Annotated in this window: 13 protein-coding genes and 1 pseudogene; 6 read left to right on the top strand and 8 right to left on the bottom strand. The window is 72.6% G+C overall.

The genetic code is table 11. The features are described 5' to 3' along the window. Position 1: 1 nt before the first annotated feature. A pseudogene (gene ddaH, locus ACZ6Y1_RS16525) lies at positions 2-844 on the top strand (dimethylargininase); the annotation flags it as partial. Here the strand turns inward: ddaH and ACZ6Y1_RS16520 are convergent. Together ACZ6Y1_RS16520 and ACZ6Y1_RS16515 are read right to left on the bottom strand one after the other, a co-directional pair. After that, the gene (locus tag ACZ6Y1_RS16520) at positions 841-1,869 is read right to left on the bottom strand and encodes a small ribosomal subunit Rsm22 family protein (RefSeq protein WP_469628980.1); all 1,029 of its coding nucleotides are present in this window, start codon (positions 1,867-1,869) and stop codon (positions 841-843) included. The pseudogene ddaH and the gene ACZ6Y1_RS16520 sit on opposite strands and share 4 nt — an antisense overlap. Before the next feature lie 535 nt (positions 1,870-2,404). Next, the gene (locus ACZ6Y1_RS16515) at positions 2,405-3,685 is read right to left on the bottom strand and encodes a Bcr/CflA family multidrug efflux MFS transporter (protein WP_469628977.1); all 1,281 of its coding nucleotides are present in this window, start codon (positions 3,683-3,685) and stop codon (positions 2,405-2,407) included. A gap of 109 nt (positions 3,686-3,794) precedes the next feature. Between ACZ6Y1_RS16515 and ACZ6Y1_RS16510 the strand changes: the two genes are divergently transcribed. Genes ACZ6Y1_RS16510 through ACZ6Y1_RS16500 form a run of 3 tightly spaced genes read left to right on the top strand, consistent with a single transcriptional unit; the run spans position 3,795 to position 6,037 of the window. Then, positions 3,795-4,556: an SDR family oxidoreductase gene (locus tag ACZ6Y1_RS16510; protein ID WP_469628975.1), complete on the top strand. Its 762-nt coding sequence runs from the start codon at positions 3,795-3,797 to the stop codon at positions 4,554-4,556. Between the two features lie 45 nt (positions 4,557-4,601). Beyond that, positions 4,602-5,468 carry a PhzF family phenazine biosynthesis isomerase gene (locus ACZ6Y1_RS16505; RefSeq protein ID WP_469628972.1) on the top strand — a complete coding sequence of 289 codons (867 nt, stop codon included), beginning with the start codon at positions 4,602-4,604 and terminating at the stop codon, positions 5,466-5,468. Positions 5,469-5,473: 5 nt separating this feature from the next. Then, on the top strand, positions 5,474-6,037 hold the full coding sequence (locus ACZ6Y1_RS16500; protein ID WP_469628969.1) for a GNAT family N-acetyltransferase: 564 nt from the start codon (positions 5,474-5,476) through the stop codon (positions 6,035-6,037). Positions 6,038-6,110: 73 nt separating this feature from the next. On the opposite strand, the gene efeU is transcribed toward ACZ6Y1_RS16500, so the two are convergent. From efeU to efeO, 3 genes are read right to left on the bottom strand one after another with little or no spacing between them, the layout of a single operon-like run. Continuing rightward, positions 6,111-6,968: an iron uptake transporter permease EfeU gene (gene efeU, locus ACZ6Y1_RS16495; protein ID WP_469628967.1), complete on the bottom strand. Its 858-nt coding sequence runs from the start codon at positions 6,966-6,968 to the stop codon at positions 6,111-6,113. A gap of 55 nt (positions 6,969-7,023) precedes the next feature. Continuing rightward, a complete protein-coding gene (gene efeB, locus ACZ6Y1_RS16490) occupies positions 7,024-8,319 on the bottom strand; it encodes an iron uptake transporter deferrochelatase/peroxidase subunit (protein WP_469628964.1) in 1,296 nt (431 codons plus the stop codon). A 34-nt stretch (positions 8,320-8,353) separates the two neighbouring features. Continuing rightward, on the bottom strand, positions 8,354-9,508 hold the full coding sequence (gene efeO / locus ACZ6Y1_RS16485) for an iron uptake system protein EfeO (RefSeq protein WP_469628961.1): 1,155 nt from the start codon (positions 9,506-9,508) through the stop codon (positions 8,354-8,356). A gap of 256 nt (positions 9,509-9,764) precedes the next feature. Here efeO and ACZ6Y1_RS16480 point away from each other — a divergent pair, with 256 nt between their 5' ends. After that, entirely contained in the window at positions 9,765-10,445 is a 681-nt protein-coding gene (locus ACZ6Y1_RS16480) for a PhzF family phenazine biosynthesis protein (protein ID WP_469628958.1), read from the top strand. 88 nt (positions 10,446-10,533) lie between these two features. Here the strand turns inward: ACZ6Y1_RS16480 and ACZ6Y1_RS16475 are convergent, their stop codons facing one another. Together ACZ6Y1_RS16475 and map are read right to left on the bottom strand one after the other, a co-directional pair. Next, positions 10,534-11,181, bottom strand: a complete 648-nt coding sequence (locus ACZ6Y1_RS16475) for a biliverdin-producing heme oxygenase (RefSeq protein ID WP_469628956.1) — start codon at positions 11,179-11,181, stop codon at positions 10,534-10,536. Between the two features lie 121 nt (positions 11,182-11,302). After that, positions 11,303-12,160: a type I methionyl aminopeptidase gene (gene map / locus ACZ6Y1_RS16470; protein ID WP_469628953.1), complete on the bottom strand. Its 858-nt coding sequence runs from the start codon at positions 12,158-12,160 to the stop codon at positions 11,303-11,305. Positions 12,161-12,290: 130 nt separating this feature from the next. Here map and ACZ6Y1_RS16465 point away from each other — a divergent pair, with 130 nt between their 5' ends. Beyond that, entirely contained in the window at positions 12,291-12,527 is a 237-nt protein-coding gene (locus tag ACZ6Y1_RS16465; RefSeq protein WP_469628950.1) for a hypothetical protein, read from the top strand. A 7-nt stretch (positions 12,528-12,534) separates the two neighbouring features. On the opposite strand, the gene ACZ6Y1_RS16460 is transcribed toward ACZ6Y1_RS16465, so the two are convergent. After that, the gene (locus ACZ6Y1_RS16460; RefSeq protein WP_469628948.1) at positions 12,535-13,140 is read right to left on the bottom strand and encodes a hypothetical protein; all 606 of its coding nucleotides are present in this window, start codon (positions 13,138-13,140) and stop codon (positions 12,535-12,537) included. Between the last annotated feature and the right edge of the window lie 41 nt (positions 13,141-13,181).

The following is a 13,181-nucleotide window of genomic DNA, read 5'->3' as shown; positions in this document are numbered from 1 at the left end:
TCGTGAGGAGCCTTCTTTGCGCAGAGACGCCACACCCCGGCGCTACCTGATGTGCCCACCGGCACACTTCAAGGTCACCTACTCCATCAACCCGTGGATGGATCCCACGAAACCGGTGGAGCTGCCCCTCGCCATGGCCCAGTGGGAGGACCTGAGGGACCGCTACCGCTCCCTCGGGCACACCGTCGAGACCCTCGTTCCGGACCCCGGGCTGCCGGACATGGTCTTCGCGGCCAACGGCGCCCTGGTCGTCGACGGCCGGGTGCTCGGCGCCCGGTTCGCCTACCCGGAACGGGCCGCCGAGGCCGAGATCCACCTCGCGTGGTTCCGCGACCACGGCTACCGGGACGTCCACGAGCCGTCCCACGTCAACGAGGGCGAGGGCGACTTCGCCGTCACCGCCACCTACATCCTGGCCGGCCGGGGCTTCCGCTCCAGCCCCCTCTCCCACGACGAGGCGCAGGAGTTCTTCGGGCGCCCGGTCATCGGCCTCGACCTGGTGGACCCGCGCTTCTACCACCTGGACACGGCGCTCAGCGTCCTCGACGGCGACGAGATCATGTACTACCCGGCGGCCTTCTCGCCGGGCAGCCAGGGCGTACTGCGCAGGCTCTTCCCGGACGCGCTGATCGCCGAGGCGGCCGACGCGGCGGCGCTCGGCCTCAACGCGGTCTCGGACGGCCGGCACGTGCTGCTCCCCCAGGAGGCGACGGGACTCCTGGCGCCGCTGCGGGACCGGGGCTTCGAGCCGGTGCCGATGGACCTGGGGGAGCTGCTCAAGGGCGGCGGCAGCGTGAAGTGCTGCACGCAGGAGCTGCGGCCCCGGTCGAGCCAGTCGTCCTAGGCGTCGTCGGCGTCGTCGGCGTCCTCGGAGGGCGGGGGCCAGGCGTGACCCCACTCGGTGTCCCGCGCGGCCTTGTACAGGTCGCCGTGGCGCTTGGTCACGTTGACCTTGGTCAGGCCCTCGCCCTCCGGGCCGCACAGCTCCAGCAGGACGAGCCCCTTCCGGATCTGCGGCTTCCGCGTGATCCGGGAGGTGGCCGGCCGGGTGGGGAAGCGGGTCGCGGCGACGTAGCTGAACTTCTCGTCCTCGTACGGGAGCGAGCCGCCCTTGACCTGGCGGTGCAGGGAGGAGCGGCTGACCCGCGCCGAGAAGTGGCACCAGTCCCGGCCGACCGTGATCGGGCAGGCGCCGTCGTGCGGGCAGGGGGCGGCGATGTGGAAGCCCGCCGAGATCAGCCGGTCGCGGGCCTCGCGGATGCGGAGGTAGCCCTCCGGCGTGCCCGGCTCGATCAGGACCACCGCCTGGCCCGCCCGGGCCGCCTCGTCGACGACCGCCGTGCGGGCCTGCGGGGTGAGTTCGCCCAGTACGTACGAGACCGTGACGAGGTCCGCGTCGGGGACGGCCATGCCGGCGCCGATGACGGCCCGACGCCAGTCCGCTGCGCGGAGCACGGGGGAGGGGGCCGCCTGGGCGAGCTCCCGGCCGAGCTTCAGGGCCGGCTCCGCCCAGTCCAGGACGGTGGTCCCGCGGGGGCCGTCCCAGGTGGCGTCCACCGCCCAGGTCGCGGAACCCGTACCGCCGCCGACGTCCACGTGCGAGGCCGGCGCCCAGTCCGGGGCGGCCTCCGCGAGCGCGTCGAGGGCGGTGCGGACGGCCTCGAAGGTGGCCGGCATGCGGTACGCCGCGTAGGCGGCGACGTCGGAGCGGTCGCGCAGCACGGGGGCGTCGGTGGGGGTCTGCCCCCGGTAGCTGGCGATGAGCCGCTCGACGGCGGCGGAGGCCTGCTTGGGCGGGAGCCCGTCGAGGAGGCCGCCGAGTGCGGTGCGGAGGGTCTCGGCGGTGGTGGGGGCGGAGGCGGGATTCACCTCCGAATCCTACGCCGCCCGCCCGGCCGCCCTCCCGGCCAGGGCCGCCCGCTTACGGGGCTCCACCCCGCACCCCGCGCCTCAAACGCCGGCGAGGCTGGATGGTTCCGCCCAGCGGCACTGGATCCGGGCTGAGCCCCCTCCCAGCCCCGCCGGCGTTTGAGGCGCGGGGTCTGGGGCGGAGCCCCAGGGGACGGTGGAAGGGCGGGTAGGGGACCGGCTCCGCGCAGCGGCCGCACAGAAGGGCCGCCGGGGCCGGCCGCGCGCCGGGGTACCTCCTCGGGCGTCGAACCTGCAGAGGCACCGGCACGCAGGGCGTGGTTGCGTTCGACGCCCTGCGGGGGCACCCCGCCGCACACCCGGCCCCGCCGGCGCGGGGGTGGCAAGGGGCCGGTCAGCCGGGCATCCGCGTTCGACGCCCTGCGGGGGCACCCCGCCGCACACCCGGCCCCGGCGGCGCGGGGGTGGCAGGAGGCCGGTCAGCCGGGCATCCGCGTTCGATGCCCTGCGGGGCGCGGGGGCGACCCCGCCGGGGTCAGGGCCGGGGTCGCCAGGGGCGGCAGAGGGCGGTGAAGCAGGTCGTCGCGAGGAGGACGCACGTCAGCTGGACCACGGCCATCGGCACCGCCGTGTCCTCACCCGCGATGCCGACCAGGGGCGAGGCGACCGCGCCGACCAGGAAGGAACAGGTGCCGATCAGCGCGGACGCCGAGCCCGCCGCGTGCGGGGTGCGCATCAGGGCCTGGGCGTTGGTGTTCGGCAGGAGCACGCCCATCGCCGACATCAGCACGAAGAGGGCGACGGCGATCGGGGTGAGGCCCACCTCGCCGAAGACGCCCGTCGACATCAGCAGGAGGGAGACGGCGGCGGCCGTGACGATCGCGAGGCCGACGGCCAGCACCTTGTCCAGGCTGACCCGGCCCACCAGCAGCTTGCCGTTGACCTGGCCGACGGCGATCAGGCCGACGGAATTGACGCCGAAGAGGAGGCTGAAGGCCTGGGGGGAGGCCCCGTAGATCTCCTGCACCACGAAGGGGGACGCGGAGATGTACGAGAAGAGGACGGCGAAGGCGAAGCCGCCGGTCAGGGTGTAGCCGGTGAACACGCGGTCGGCCAGGAGGCCCCGCATGGTCCGCAGGGCGGCACCCACGCCGCCGGTCTGACGGCGTTCGGCGGGGAGGGTCTCGCCGAGGCTGCGCCAGACCGTCAGGGTGAGCGCGATGCCGATGGCGGTGAGGACGACGAACACCCCGCGCCAGTCGGAGAAGCGCAGGACCTGGCCGCCGATGAGCGGGGCGACGATCGGGGCCACCCCGGATATGAGCATCAGGGTGGAGAAGAAGCGGGCCATCTCCACCCCGTCGTACAGGTCGCGCACGACGGCCCGGGCGATGACGATCGCGGCCGCTCCGGCCAGTCCCTGGAGCAGGCGGAAGGCGATCAGGAGTTCGGCGGAGGGGGCGAGCGCGCAGAGGGCGGTGGCGAGGACGTAGACCACCATGCCGGTGAGCAGCGGGCGGCGCCGGCCCCACTTGTCGCTCATCGGGCCGATGACCAGCTGGCCCAGGGCCATGCCGGCGAGGCAGGCGGTCAGGGTGAGCTGGATGGTCGCGGCAGGGCTGTGCAGGGCGGTGGTGACCTCGGGCAGCGCCGGGAGGTACATGTCCATGGACAGCGGCGGGAGGGCGGTGAGCCCGCCGAGTACGAACGTGACGAGCAGCCCGGTGCGGCGTGCCGTCGTGAGGGGGGCGGGGGAGGAGGGCGATTCGGGCGACGCGGCACCCGAGGGGGCCGTCGAGGGGCCTCTCTCCGACATACGGGAACTCCAGTCCTCTTGTCTGCTTTTCGCACCCCTGACCGACCCATGCTCTCAGCTGTCGGAACGTCCCGGGGCCGGAGCCCGGTGTGACGTAGCCTGCGGCCCCATGAACGCAAGTGCCAAGAAGATCGCAGTGGTGACCGGCGCCGGCTCCGGAATCGGCCGCTCCGTGGCCCTGACCCTGGCCGCCGCCGGCTGGGCCGTGGCCGTGGCGGGCCGCCGGACCGAGCCGCTGGAGGAGACCGCGAAGGCGGCCGGCGAGGACGCCGATGTGCTGTGCGTCCGGGCGGACGTGAGCGATCCGGACGACGTGAATGCTCTGTTCGAGTCGGTGCGGAGCCGGTACGGGCGCCTCGACCTGCTCTTCAACAACGCGGGCACCTTCGGCCCCGGCGGGGTCCCGCTGGAGGACATCTCCTACGACGCGTGGCGCTCGGTCGTCGATGTCAACCTGACCGGCTCCTTCCTGTGCGCGCAGGCCGCCTTCCGCCAGATGAAGGAACAGGACCCGCAGGGCGGCCGGATCATCAACAACGGCTCCATCTCCGCCCACGTGCCCCGCCCCCATTCGATCGCCTACACCGCGACCAAGCACGCGATGACCGGCCTGACGAAGGCACTCTCGCTGGACGGGCGTCCGTACCGCATCGCCTGCGGCCAGATCGACATCGGCAACGCGGCGACCGAGATGACCGAGCGGATGCAGACCGGCATCCTCCAGGCCAACGGACAGCTGGCCGTCGAGCCGGTGATGGACGCCGCCGACGTGGCGCGCACGGTGCTGCACATGGCGGAGCTGCCGCTGGAGGCGAACGTTCAGTTCGCGACCGTGATGGCGACGACGATGCCGTACATCGGGCGGGGCTGAGCAACCCCGTTGCGCGGCGGACGGAGCCCGGCCGATCATGACCGGATGACGGATGCCGAAGTACTGCGCTACACCGCCTTCTCCCGTGACCCGGAAGGCGGCAACCCCGCCGGGGTCGTCCTCGACGCCTCCGGGCTCGACGAGGGCGCGATGCTGGAGATCGCCGCCGGACTGGGCTACAGCGAGACGGCGTTCCTGACCGGCCCGCCCGAGGGGCTCGGCGGTGAACCGGGCCGCGCCTTCTCCGTGCGCTACTTCAGCCCCAAGGCGGAAGTGCCGTTCTGCGGGCACGCCACCGTGGCCACCGCCGTGGCGCTCGCGGAGCGGACCGGCCCGGGCGAGCTGCTGTTCGCCACCCCGGCGGGCACCGTCCCGGTGTCGGTGACCGCCTCGCCGGGCGGGGGGCTGCAGGCCGTACTGACCAGCGTCGAGCCCCGGGTGGAGGAGGTCGGCGGCGAGGACCTCGACGAGGCGCTCGCCGCCCTGGACTGGCCGGCTGGGGACCTGGATCCGGCGTTCCCGGCCCGGATCGCCTACGCGGGGGCCCGGCACCTCGTGATCGGTGCGGCGACCCGGGCCCGGCTCGCGGACCTCGACTACGACTTCGCCCGGCTGGAGGCCCTGATGCGGCGCCTCGACCTCACCACGGTCCAGCTGGTGCACCGCACGGGCCCCACGGAGTTCCACGTACGGGACCCCTTCCCGGTCGGCGGAGTCGTCGAGGACGCGGCCACGGGCGCCGCCGCGGCCGCCTTCGGGGCGTACGCGCGCGAGCTCGGGCTGGTACCGGAGCAGGCCGTCCTCACCCTGCACCAGGGCGAGGACATGGGCCGCCCCGGGGTGCTCACGGTGGAGCTGCGCGCGGGTGACCCCCGCGTGCGGGTCGGCGGCGAGGCCGTGCGGATCCCGTGACGGGCATGAGGGTGCTCGGGTTCGCGGAGGCGGACGTCCCCGAGGCGCTGGCGCGGCAGGCAGCGGACCTGGAGGAGGCGGCCTGGCCGGGCTCCACCCCCGGCCACGACCCGCTGCTCGCCCCGCGCGCCCTGCTGCTGGTGCAGGCCGACGGCACCGTGCTCGCCTCGCTGGCGCTGCTGTTCAAGGAGGTCCCCCTCGCGGGGCGGACGTACCGCGCGGCCGGGCTCAGCGCCGTCGTGACGCGGGCGGCCCTGCGCGGCAGGGGCCACGGCGGCCGGCTCGTCGCGGCGGCCCGCGCCGCACTGGCGGCGGACCCGGCCGTGGACCTGGCGCTGTTCAGCTGCGACCGCCCGCTGGCCCCGTTCTACGAGGCGGCCGGGTTCGAGGTGCTGCCCGGCACCGTGCTGGTCGGCGGCACCCCGCAGGAGCCGCTCCGCACCGACGGGCCGGGCTTCGGCAAGGAGGTCCTGGCCGCCTTCTTCACGGACGCGCCGGACCGCGACCGGGCCGCCTTCGCCGGGGCCGCCGTCCCGCTGTACCCGGGGGCGGTCGACCGGCTGTGGTGACCGGGGAACGCGAACGGGCCGTGGAGACCGCCGTCGCGGCGGCCTCCACGGCCCGTCCGGTCGTTCCGTCAGGTCAGCCGGCCTGCTGCCCGGCCTCCGCGGCCGCGGGCTGCGGCTTCGGGGCGGCCGGGCGGCCCGAGTCGTAGAAGAACAGCACCAGCACCGGTACCAGGTACAGCGCCCACACCGACAGCTGGATGACGGTGGGGTCCGGCTGGAAGTTGAAGACGCCCTTGAGCAGGGTCCCGTACCAGCTGTCCGGCGGGACGGCGGCGCTGATGTCGAAGGCCTTGTCCCCCAGGCCGCCCAGGAAGCGGGCCTCCTGCAGGTCGTGGACCCCGTACGCGAGCACACCCGCGGCCACGACCACCAGCATGGCGCCGGTCCACTTGAAGAACTTCGCCAGGTTGATCTTCAGGGCGCCCCGGTAGAAGAGCCAGCCCAGCACGATCGCCGTCGCGATGCCGAGCAGCACCCCGATCAGCGGTGCCGAGGAGCCCTCGCCGCTCGCCCGTACGGACGCCCACACGAACAGGGCGGTCTCCAGGCCCTCGCGGCCCACGGCCAGGAAGGCCGTGGCCACCAGCGCGCCGGTGCCCATGGCGAGCGCCGTGTCCAGCTTGCCGTGCAGCTCGGCCTTCAGGTGCCGCGCGGTGCGCTTCATCCAGAAGACCATCCACGTCACGAGACCCACCGAGATGATGGAGAGGCTGCCGCCGAGCAGCTCCTGCGCCTCGAAGGTCAGCTCCTGGGTGCCGAATTCGAGCATCGCGCCGAAGGTGAGCGAGAGCGCGCAGGCGATCCCGATGCCGAGCCACACGGGACGCAGGGCGTCCCGGCGCCCGGTCTTCACCAGGTAGGCGACGAGGATGCAGACGACCAGGCTGGCCTCCAGCCCCTCGCGCAGGCCGATCAGATAGTTGCCGAACACGGCGGTGGTTCCTCTCCGGGATGTCCGGGCCCTGCGGGCGGTACGACGACGGGGACTAGGCGAACAGCGTCCGGCCCCACCAGTCGTCCTTGTCACGGACGCCCGGCGGGACGGCGAAGATCGCCGAGCTCACGTGCTGGATGTACTCGTTGAGGACGTCGGACTTCGCCAGCCGGCGCTGGATCGGGATGAAGCCCTTGCGCACGTCCCGCTGGTAGGCGATGAAGAACAGGCCCGCGTCGAGGCGGCCCAGCCCGTCCGTGCCGTCGGTGAAGGAGTAGCCGCGGCGCAGGATCGTGGCGCCGTCGTTGCTGTCCGGGTGCGCGAGGCGGACGTGTGCCTCCGGCTTCATCGCCTTCAGGAACGGCTCGTCGCGCTCCTTGGACTTGCCGACCGGGGCGCCCTCGCCCTTGTCGCGGCCGAAGATGTCCTCCTGCTCCTGCAGGGGGGTGCGGTCCCAGATCTCGATGTTCATCCGGATTCGGCGGGCGACCAGGTACGAGCCGCCGGTCATCCACGCGCTGCCGTCGCCCGCGCCGACCCACACGTGCTTGTCCAGGGCCGCCTTGTCGGTGCCCGCGATGTTCCGGGTGCCGTCCTTGAAGCCCATCATATTGCGCGGGGTCTGCTCGTCGGGCGTGGTCGAAGAGGTCTTGCCGAAGCCCAGCTGCGACCAGCGCACCACGGTCTTGCCGAAGCCGATGCGGGCCAGCTGGCGGATCGCGTGCACGGCGACCTGCGGGTCGTCGGCGCAGGCCTGGACGCAGATGTCGCCGCCGGAGCGGGCCGGGTCGAGGTTGTCGCCGGGGAAGAGCTCCAGGTCGACCAGCGCGTCGGGGCGCTTGCCCTCCAGCCCGAACCGGTCCTTGGCGAACAGGCCCGGGCCGAAGCCGATGGTCAGGGTGAGGCGGGAGGCCTTCAGGCCCAGGGCCTCGCCGGTGTCGTCCGGCGGGGCCTCCGGGAGACCGCCGAAGCCGCCCTCGCCGACCGGCAGACCGGCCGTCATGCGGCGGGCCGCCTCGGTCCAGTCCTTCAGCAGCTTGATCAGCTCGTCGCGGTCCTTCGTCTTCACGTCGAAGGCCGCGAAGTGCAGACGGTCCTGCACGGCGCTCGCGATACCGGCCTGGTGCTCACCGTGGAACGGCACGGCCGCGCCGGCCGCGGCGGCGGAGACCATGTCCGAACCGCCGCCGAACGCGGCCACCGCACCGCCGGCCGCGGCCGCGCCGAGCGCGAGCCCGGCCCCGCCCCAGCCGAGGACGGCGCGCCGTGAGGGGGTGTTCGCGGATGCGCCGGCTACCGGCTGCTCCGGCTGCTGCTGCGGCTGCGCCGCCGACTCGGACTCGCTCATGGTGGTCTCCCGCCTCCTTCGACTCTGCCGTGACTTACTTCGTGACCGCGGCGGCGAGCTTGGACAGCGGCTCACCGAGGGCGGAGACGGCGTCGGAGAGCTCCTTGCGCTCCCCCTCGCCGACCTTGTCGTAGGAGGTGAAGTCGTACGTCGCCTTGTCCGCGCGGTACTTGTCGAGCAGGACCGTCATCGCCGCGAACTGGGTCTCCAGCTGCTTGGTGAGCTCCGGGTCGGACTTCGAGACGATCGGCTTCAGGACCTCGAAGGCCTCCTGGGCGCCCTCGACGTTCGCCTTGAAGTCGACCAGGTCGGTGTGGGAGTAGCGCTCCTCCTCACCCGTGACCTTGCCGCTGGCGACCTCGTCGAGGAGCTCCTTGGCACCGTTCGCGATGGAGCTGGGGGTGATCTCGGCCGAGCCGACCTTCTTCTGCCAGTCGGTCAGGTCCGCGATCAGGGTGTCGGCGAGCTTCTTGTCGTTGTCGTCGATCTTGTTGTCGGCCCACAGGGACTTCTCCAGGCGGTGCCAGCCCGTCCAGTCCTTCGCCGGGTCCTGGCCGGCCTCCAGGCCGTCCTCGCGGACGTCGACCTTGGGGTCGATGTCGCCGAAGGACTCGGCGACCGGCTCGGTGCGCTCCCAGCCGATGCGGGAGGCGGCGTACAGCTTCTTCGCGGTCTCCAGGTCGCCGGCCTTGACGGCGTCGGCGAAGGCCTGCGCCTTGGGGAGGGTCTCCTCCGCCTGCTTGACCACGTACGCGCGGTACGCGGCGACCGCGGCGTCGGCCTCGGGGCTGCGCTTCCCGGCGGCGGCGCCCTTGCCGGTGGCCTTGACCTTCTGGGAGATGCCGTCGCCCTTCATGCCGGGCTTGCAGACGATCTCGTAGTCGCCCGCCTTGATCTCGGCGGTGATGGAGGCCTTGGTGCCGGGGCCGATGTTCTCGCGCTCGGTCACGATGCGGGCGTCCGGGAACAGGACGTAGACCTCGGTGACCTTGGAGCCCTTGTTCTCGACGTCGATGGTGACCTTGCCCGCCGGGAACTCCTGCTTCGACACGTCGCACGCGGTGTCGGAAGCCGCCACCTTGATCGCACCGTCGCCGCCCGCGTCGCTCTTCTGGGAGCAGCCGGTGACGGCGGTCAGGGCGGCAGCCACGGAGGCGGCGGCGATGACGGTGAGGCGGGCGGGGCGCATGAGGGCTCCTGGGCGTCGGACGAATCGGGCCGCCCCAAGGGGGAGAGGCCGGTGAGGCGGACCTAACTTAACCGAGGCTTACCTGACCCATACCCGCTCGTCCAGTGATTCAGCTCTCACCTTTCGGCCATGGACACGACGCCATTACGGCCACGCCATGGCGACCCCATGGGAGGGTCAAGCGGAGGTCAAGTCGCGGCGACCGTTCCGTACTGCGGAATCCGTCCTTCCTGAGTGGCCGTGCTTGAATGCCCGCGTGAACGATCTCGACGTGTTGAAGGTCTTCTGTGCGGGCGACGGCCGCTTCGGCAACCTGCTCGGTGTCGTACGCGACGGTCGGCGCTGCCCCGACGACGCGTCACGGCAGGCCCTGGCCGCCGAACTCGGCTACAGCGAGACGGTCTTCGTCGACGACCCCGAGCGCGGGATCGTCGACATCCGCACCCCCGGCACGCGAATGTCCTTCGCCGGGCACCCGCTGGTCGGGCTCGCGTGGCTGCTGGACATCGAGGAGCTCCAGCCGCCGGCCGGCTCCGTATGGGCCCGCGACGACGGGGAGTTCACCTGGATCACGGCCCGCCCCGAGTGGGTCGAGGGCAAGCGGACCGAGCAGTTCGCGTCCGTGGCCGAGGTGGAGGCGCTGCCCGCCCCGCCGCCGGGCGAGGGCTGGCTGTACGCGTGGGCCTGGGAGGACGAGACCGCGGGCCGGGTACGGGCCCGGGGCTTCCCGCGCCGCCCCGACGGGGTCATCGCGGAGGACGAGGCCACCGGCTCGGCCGCGATCCTGCTGACGGCCGAACTCAACCGCGCCCTGAACATCACCCAGGGCGCGGGCTCCCAGATCCTCACGGCGCCCGGCCCGGACGGCACGGTCGAGATCGGCGGCCGCGTCCGCTTCGCGGCGCACCCGGGCGCCGTCGGCCCCGTCGGCGTCTGAGGCGGGGTGCCCGCCGCCGCGCCCCGCGCCGGCGGCCACCGCTGAGCGGTGCTCCCCGGCGGGGGCCGGGTCCACCTCCCCGGAGGGGTTACGCGCTGAGCGGGAACTCCTCGCCGAGCTCGCGGAAGACGGCGCCGTTGAAGTCGAAGGCGCGCTTGCACTCGTCGATGATGCGCTGCTTCTCCAGGTCGTCCGCGGCGATGGCGTCCAGCAGCTCGCGGTAGACGCGCTTGAACGCGGCCGGGTTGGAGATGTCCGCGAAGACGTAGAAGCGGACGCCGTCGCCCTTGCGCTCGAAGCCCCAGGTGCGCTCCGCCTTGTCGCGGATGATCTGGCCGCCCGAGAGGTCGCCCAGGTAGCGCGTGTAGTGGTGGGCGACGTACCCGCCCGGCCAGCGGGCCGCGCACTCGGCCACCCGCGCGGCGTAGGCCTCCGTCGCCGGCAGGGCCGACACCGAGGAACGCCATCCGGGGCCCAGCAGGTGGGCCAGGTCGCGCTCGATCTCGGCGACGCGCATCAGCTCGGGGCGGATGAACGGGCCTGCGACCGGGTCGTCCGCCAGGGATTCGGCGGCGTCCTCCAGGGCCCGGTACACGAACCACAGCTGCTCGGTGTAGCGGGCGTACGCGTCGACCCCGAGCCGTCCGCCCAGCAGGTCGCCCATGAAGGCCGACGTCTCCGCTTCGGTGTGCTGCGCGTGCGAGGCGACGCGGATGGCCGTAGAGAAAGCGTCCAAGACCGACCTCCAGGAAGAGGAAACAGGCGTGACGGCGAGGCCGCCACGCCTGATCCTCCTGCTTAGGGTCGCCTAAGTCAACGGGTTCCCGACGTCTTGTCGGTAAAAGCGGCCCGGGCAGCTAGGGCAGGGTCAGGATCTCCGCCCCGCTGTCCGTCACCACCAGGGTGTGCTCGAACTGCGCGGTCCGCTTGCGGTCCTTCGTGACGACGGTCCAGCCGTCCTCCCACATGTCGTACTCGTGGGTCCCCAGGGTCAGCATCGGCTCGATGGTGAAGGTCATCCCGGGCTCGATCACGGTGGTGGCGTGCGGGCTGTCGTAGTGCGGGATGATCAGGCCGGAGTGGAAGGACGAGTTGATGCCGTGGCCGGTGAAGTCCCGGACCACGCCGTAGCCGAAGCGCTTCGCGTACGACTCGATGACCCGGCCGATGATGTTGATCTGACGGCCCGGCTTGACGGCCTTGATGGCCCGGTTCAGCGCCTCGCGCGTCCGCTCCACCAGCAGCCGCGACTCCTCGTCCACCTCCCCGCACAGGTAGGTGGCGTTGTTGTCACCGTGGACACCGCCGATGTACGCGGTCACGTCGAGGTTCACGATGTCGCCGTCCCGCAGGACGGTGGAGTCGGGGATGCCGTGACAGATGACCTCGTTGACCGACGAGCACAGGGACTTCGGGAAGCCGCGGTAGCCGAGGGTCGACGGGTAGGCGCCGTGGTCGCACATGTACTCGTGCGCGACCCGGTCCAGCTCGTCGGTGGTCACCCCCGGGGCGATCAGCTTGGCGGCCTCCTCCATCGCCTGGGCGGCGATCCGGCCGGCGATGCGCATGGCCGCGATGGTCTCGGCCGACTGCACCTCCGGTCCGGTGTACGGCGTGGGCATGGGCTTGCCCACGTACTCGGGCCGGCGGATGTTTCCGGGAACGGAACGGGCGGGAGAGAGCTCGCCTGGTACGAGCAGCGACTGGCCAGACATGCATGCGAGTGTATCCAGCGGGGATGGGGCAGCATGGCGGCAGAGATCGTTCGGCAGCGGTATCGGCAGCGGTACCGGCGGCGGTGTCGACAGCGGTGTCGACAGCGGTATCGAGAGGAGCCCGAGAGCGATGGCCCTGTTCAAGAAACGCCAGGTGGGCAAACCGGGCGAGTGGTACTACTGCCTGGTCCACAAGAAGGTCGAGGAAGGCCCCGAGTGCCCCGCCAAGGACCGCTTCGGTCCGTACGGGAGCCCCGAGGAGGCGGCCCACGCGATGGAATCGGCGCAGGAGCGCAACCTCGAATGGCAGAACGACCCCAAGTGGAACGACAAGTCCCAAGAGGAGGAAGAAGGCACGGCGACCTGAGGCGCGGCTACCAGCGGCTGGGCGGCGGTGCGGTCAGCTGATCGGCCAGCCGTGCCAGCCGGTCCCGGAAGCGGCGCGGCCCGCGCTGCGCCGGCAGCCCGTTCTCCCCGGCCGCCGCGCTGACCAGGTGCTGCACGGTGTCCAGATCCAGCTCCGCGGCCCCGTCCGGCACCGACAGCGCGTCGTGCGCCAGCGTGCCCAGGTCCGGGTCCCCGCCGTCCAGGGACAGTACGGTCGCCCCCGCGCGACGGGCGTCGTGCACCCGCTCCAGCAGCCCTTCACCCGGCTCCTGCGGAGCCACCACCAGCAGCGTGTGCCCGCGCCGGGCCGCCTCCAGCCTGCTCAGCCCCACCGACAGGTGCGGCGGCTCCCCGGGCAGGACCCGGTGGCGTACGAGCGTGGGCGCCAGCTCCGGCAGCCCCGACCAGGCCGCCTCGTCCACCAGGTGCGCCGCCAGGTGCCAGGGCTCGTAGCTCTCGGTCCCCACCAGCAGCAGGTTCCCGCCGGCGGGCACGACGGAGCGCCGCAGCACCCCGGCGAAGCGCCGCGCGGCCCCCGGCCACTGCGTTCCGGCGAGCACCTCCCGCAGCAGCGCGACTCTCACGGCATCCATGGGCGGCATCCTGCCGTACGTGCGGCGCGAACGTGACCGCT

The organism is Streptomyces sp. NPDC053432, from assembly GCF_055585365.1.
The sequence above is the reverse complement of the archived record's forward strand: the minus strand, read 5'-3'. Positions and strand labels throughout refer to the sequence as shown.